Source organism: Arthrobacter sp. P1_A5, from assembly GCF_056406825.1.
Window position 1 is genome coordinate 1 of record NZ_JBFTZL010000211.1, and the last position, 5,675, is coordinate 5,675.

A 5,675-nucleotide genomic window follows, 5' to 3' on the forward strand; every position below is an offset into this window, starting at 1 on the left:
GGAGGGGCAAACCCGGCCTGTCGCACCGTTCACAGCCTGCGGCGCGTTAGCCGCCCGCCGTCGCCGACGGAGAGGGCGACGGTGTGGCGGTGCCCGCCGGCGCCGCAGGGGTTTCCAGCTTCGCTTCGGCCTCGAGCGCCTTCTGCAAGGCAGCGTTCAGCTTCTTTTGCTGCTCGCCATAGGTCGCGAAGTCGCCCTTCGCGAGGGCGTCCTGGCCGGCCTTGATCGCCGCATTGGCCTCGTCCAGCGCGGCCTTCAGGTCTGCCTTCGCATCGGTAGTCCCAGGCGGCGGAGTGGCCCCACCTGGCGTGGCGGGCGTGGCCGGTGTTTGTCCCTTGTTCGCCGAGTCACCTGCTGCGGCACCGGAATTTCCGCCGAAGAGCTGGTTCAAGGCCTCGTCCAGCGTGGGCGCGAACCCGATCTTGTCGCCGAACGCCACCAGGACCCGCTGCAGCGTCGGGTAGGAGGTCTCCCCCGTGGAGCGAAGATAGACGGGCTGGACGTACGCCATGCCGCCACCGACCGGCAGGGTCAGGAGGTTGCCGTTGAGCACCGCCGACGCACCCTGGCGCAACAGGTTAAGGGCCTGCGAAACGGTGGGGTCGGAGTTGAATTTGTTCTGCGCCTGGCCAGGTCCGGGGACCTGGGTCTCCGGCGGGATCTGCAAGAGCCTCAGCTGGCCGTAGCTGTCCGCTTTGACGCCCTTCTGGTTGCCGGCGTCGGAGTCCGCGGCCAGGAAGCCGTAGAGCACGTTGCGGGCGTTGCCGTTGACCACCTGCGGGATGAACGACGAGGTCAGCTGGAACGCCGGCTTGTCCTGGTCGGGCATCTTCAGCGACATGTAGTACGGCGGCTGTTTGACTTCGTCCTTGACGGTGGGGTCGTTGGGAACGGACCAGGCGTCAATGTTGGTGTAGAAGCTGTCCGGGTTGGTCACGTGGTAGCGGCCCAGAAGCTCGCGCTGGACCTTGAACAGGTCCTCCGGGTAGCGCACGTGGCTCATGAGCGCACCGGACATCTCCGAATACGGCTTCACCGACGTCGGGAAGATCTTCTGCCAGGCCTTCAGGACCGGATCCTGGTCGTCCCAGGCATACAGCGTCACGGAACCGTCATAGGCGTCCACGGTGGCCTTGACCGAGTTGCGGATGTAGTTCACCGAGCTGTTGGGCAGGGCTACTGTCCGGTTCGCGGCGGTCTGTGAGTCGGCCGTGGCGGCCGAGAGCTGCTCCTGCTGGGAGTACGGGAAGTACGGGCTGGTGGTGTACCCGTCCACGATCCATTTCACCCTGCCGTCGACGACGGCGGGGTACGGATTGCCGTCAACAGTCAGGTAGGGCGCCACCTTTTCGACGCGGTCCCGCGGGTTGCGGTCGTAGAGGATCTGGGACTCGGCGTTCACGCCGTCGGAAAGCAGCAGGTCCGAGGACTGGAACTTGATCGCGTAAAGGATCTTGTTGAAGAAGCTGCCCACATTCGGGCCGCCGTTCCCGGTGAAGGTGTACTGCGTCTCGCCGTCGCCTTCCTTGGCCGCGGGCCGGTCCTGCTCACGGTGCGGTGCACCATCCGGGGCGCCCACGATCGAGTAGTCGGGCGAGTCCTGGCCGAAGTAGACGCGGGGCTGATAGGTCGAATCGTTGCCGAGCGCGCCGGTGGACGGGATGCCCGCCTGCAGGAAGTCCGGCTTGCCGTCCACGGTGAACTTGTTGCCCTTGGCGGCGACGACGCCGTAGCCGTGGGTGTAGACCACGTGCCGGTTCAGCCAGGACTGCTGGTTCGTGGCGAGCCCGTCCGGGTTGAGTTCGCGGACGGCGATGACCGTGTCCTGGATCTTGCCGTCGATCTCGTAGCGGTCCACGTTCAGGGCGCTGGGGAACTGGTAGTAGGGCCGGTACTGTTCGAGCTGCGAGAACGCATCCGAGATCAGGTTCGGGTCCAGCAGCCGGATGTTGGCGGTGGTCTGCGCATCGGGGGCCAGCGCGCCGGTGGTGGCGTTGGTGGTGGCGTTGTACCGCTTTTCCTGGACCTTATCCAGGCCGTAGGCCGCACGGGTCATCGCGATGTTCCGCTTGATGTATTCGTTCTCCAGCGTCTGCTCCGAGGGCCGGACCTGGAACTGCTGGATGACCCACGGGTAGACGCCGCCGGCCAGGATGGCCGTGATGATGAGCATGGCGGTGCCGATCACCGGCAGCCGCCATTTGCCGATGACCGCGGCGACGATGAACAGCACGGCGACGATGGCAGCGGCCACGGCGAGGATGGCCTTGGTCGGAATGACGGCGTTCACGTCCGTGTACAGCGCACCGGCCCAGCGCCCGCCGTTGTTCTGCACCGTGGAGTAGCGGTCCAGCCAAAAGTTGAGGCCCATCAGCACCAGGAAGGCGGCGCCCGTGACAGCCAGGTGGATCTGCGCGGCGCGGCTGGTGAAGATCCCGCGTTCCATGATCCGGATGCTGCCGTAGAGGTAGTGGGTGAGGATGCCGGCAAGGCCAGCGATCACCGTGACGCTGATGAGGAACCCGGTGACGAAGCCGAGGAAGGGAAGAGTCATGAGGTAGAAGCTGATGTCGAGCCCGAACTGCGGATCGTTCTGGCCGAATGGCTCCTGGTTCAGGAACAGGAGGACTTTCTGCCACTGGCTGGCCGCGGCGCTGCCGGCGAACAGGCCAAAGAGGATGGGAAGCCCCACCATCACGACGCGGCGGATCGGTTCGAGCTGCGCCTGGTAGCGGTTGAGGTTGTCCCGGATTTCCGAATCGGGGGCGTACACCGGCCGCGCATGGTAGGCAATCCTGATGGCGAAGAAGACGGCCAGGAACATGACAGCGAAACCTGTCAGGAAGATCACGATCCTGGCCAGGTTCTCGGTCAGGAACACTTCGAAGTAGCCGAGCTGCTGGTACCAGAGGACATCCGTCCAGACATTGGCGAAGAAGATGAATCCGACCACGATCAGGGCCACGATGATCAGCGTCGGCGTCAGGGCGCCGCGTCGTGTCTGGGGTCTTCCGGGCGGGACAGTGCTGGCGGGACGGGACAAACTCGGTACCTCATAGCTGGTCGTCTACTGCTGGTTTTTAGTTATCAGTCGCTGCTGTGGCTCAGTCTGGCGACCAAGTGCCGGTGTTGCAGGTTGATGCATTCTAACGGCCGTCACCGCCGTTCCGTCAGGGCCCTGCAGCAGGGTCCCGGCGGGACGGCGCGGCCGTCAATTAGTGCCACGATTGGGGCCGGCGCTTAGTTCCGCGGCCAGTCTAGTTGTTGGTGCAGACCGGCAGGCCCGATGTGTCGCCGCCTGACGCCGCCAGTTCAACTGCCTTGCGGGCCTCGGTGAGGTTCTCGACCCGGACCACCTGCAGGCCGTCGGGGATGTGGCCCAGGACGTCTTCGCAGTTGGCCGCAGGGGCCAGGAACAGCGTGGCCCCGCCGGACCGCGCCCCCTGCATCTTCTGGGCGATCCCGCCGATGGGTCCTACGGCACCGTCCGGGGTGATGGTTCCGGTTCCGGCGATGTGCCTGCCGCCGGTCAGGTCCCCGGGAGTGACGGTGTCAATGATGCCAAGCGCGAACATCATGCCCGCACTGGGGCCACCGACCTTGTCGAGCGAGATGGTGACATCAAACGGGAAGGTGAACTTGTACTGCAGCAAGACACCGAGGATGTAGCGGCCCGCACTGTTTTTGGCCGGCGTGATGGTGACTGGCACCCGGGCGCCGGCGCGTTCCACGATGACCTTGGCGGGCTTGCCGTTGCCGGCGGCCAGTTCCGCCTGGACCACGCCGAGCGCAGTGATGGGCTTGTCATTGATGGAGACAAGTTCGTCCCCTGCCTGCAGCAGTCCCTTCGAGGCGGAGTCGTCCGGGAGCCCGGCCACCTGCATTTTCTGCCCGAACGGAATCTTCAGTTCCTTCAGTGCCGAGGCGATGGCGTTCTCCTGGGAGGTGGTCATCGCGGTGGCGCTCTCCTGCTGGGACTGTTCCTTGGTGACGCCGGTGGGGAACAGCAGTTCCTGGGGGTAGACGGCCTTGGTCCCGTTCAGCCATGCCGAGAACGCCTCGAAGACGCTGACCGAACCGTTGGGACCGCCGTCGACATAGACAGTGGTCAGGTCCAGGCTGCCCTTGGCGGGAAACGACTCATGGCCGCTGACGCTGATCACCGGTTTGCCGTTATCCTGGCCGATGGTGTTGAAGGTGGGGCCGGGAGACTCGATCACGTAGGGCACGGGAAGACTCACCGCGGTGATGCCCAGCGCGGCGGCAAGCAGCCCCGAGACAAGCATGGCTGAAGACCGGTTGTTGCGCGGGCGCCGCACGCCGGCGCCAGCCAGTCGCGCCCTCCTTCCCCGGGCAGGGCCGGCCGCTGGGTCGCTGGCGGGCTGCTCACCGTGGGTGATTGTCATTGAACGACCTCTCCGTGCCGGCACGAGGGGCTGCGGCCCTGCCAGGACAAGCCCGAGAGGCCACCGCGACCACGCACCAGGGCCGCAGCCTAACCCGAGGCTGCCGCGTGCAAATATTCCAACTTCCAAGCCTACGCGCTTGGGACCCCGGACGGCTCTTTGCCTACAGCGAACGTGGCGCGGTTTCGGCAGACAGCCACTCTTGCACAGGKGTACCGTGAAGTTGAGAAGCAGCCACACCGACGATCGGCGGGATCATGACCTCCAACCCACTCAATCCGTCCAATGGCGACGAGGAACCCAAGGATCCCTTGGCCGAAATGCTCAAAAACCTGATGGGCGGGCAGGGCATGGGCAATATCGACCCCGCCGAGCTCGCCAAGGCGGCAGGCCTCCCGGACGATCCAAACCTCCTGGCCCAGATGTTCTCCCAGGTGCAGGCGATGATGAGCGCCCCCTCGGAGGGGCCCGTCAATTGGCAGCTGGCACATGACAACGCCCGGCGCGTCGCCGCCAGCGGATCCGACCCCTCGGTCACGGCGCATCAGTCGCGGGAGGTCGACGAGGCCCTTCGGCTGGCCGAACTGTGGCTCGACCAGGTCACCGGGCTTCCGGCCACGGGACTGATCGGCCGGGCGTGGTCCCGCGCCGAATGGGTCGAGGAAACCCTTGGGACGTGGAAGCGGCTGACCGAGCCCGTGGCCAACAGCATTGCCAATGCGCTCTCGGCCGCCATGACCGAGCAGATGCCCGAGGAAATGAAGTCCATGATGGGCGGCGCCTCCTCGATGATCCAGAACATGGGCGGGGCGATCTTCGGCATGCAGCTCGGCCAGGCGATCGGCGCGCTCTCGGCCGAAGTGGTCAGCTCGACGGACATTGGCGTGCCCCTCGCAGACCTTGAAATGGCGCTTCTGCCGGCCAACGTGGAGAAATTCGGTGAGGGCCTCAGCCTGCCGGAGAACGACATCCGCCTGTTCCTGGCCGTGCGCGAGGCGGCACACGCCCGCCTCTTCGTCCAGGTCCCCTGGCTGCGCGGGCACCTGCTCGGCGCTATCGAGGCCTACGCCCGCGGCATCCACATCGACACGTCCAAGATCGAAGAACTGGCACGCGAGATCGATCCCAGCAACCCCGAGGGCATCCAGGAGGCGCTCTCGCAGGGTGTCTTCATGCCGCAGCGGACTCCCGCCCAGGAGCAGGCCCTCGAAAAGCTGGAGACCGCGCTGGCCCTGGTGGAGGGCTGGGTGGACGAACTCACCTGGGGTG

The 5,675-nt window shown here is 65.7% G+C and carries 3 protein-coding genes; 1 reads left to right on the forward strand and 2 read right to left on the reverse strand.

Annotated elements, in window-relative coordinates:
* Positions 1 to 46 precede the first annotated feature (46 nt).
* Together AC1D1S_RS18695 and AC1D1S_RS18700 are read right to left on the reverse strand one after the other, a co-directional pair.
* Positions 47 to 3,043 (reverse strand): UPF0182 family membrane protein, encoded by a 2,997-nt coding sequence (locus AC1D1S_RS18695; RefSeq protein WP_243181171.1) that lies wholly within the window; start codon positions 3,041 to 3,043, stop codon positions 47 to 49.
* A gap of 214 nt (positions 3,044 to 3,257) precedes the next feature.
* Positions 3,258 to 4,406, reverse strand: coding sequence for a YlbL family protein (locus AC1D1S_RS18700; RefSeq protein ID WP_243181170.1), 1,149 nt, complete (start codon positions 4,404 to 4,406; stop codon positions 3,258 to 3,260).
* 257 nt (positions 4,407 to 4,663) lie between these two features.
* On the opposite strand from AC1D1S_RS18700, the gene AC1D1S_RS18705 reads away from it, so the two are divergent.
* The coding region (locus AC1D1S_RS18705; protein ID WP_476995167.1) for a zinc-dependent metalloprotease at positions 4,664 to 5,675 on the forward strand (1,012 nt) is incomplete at its 3' end.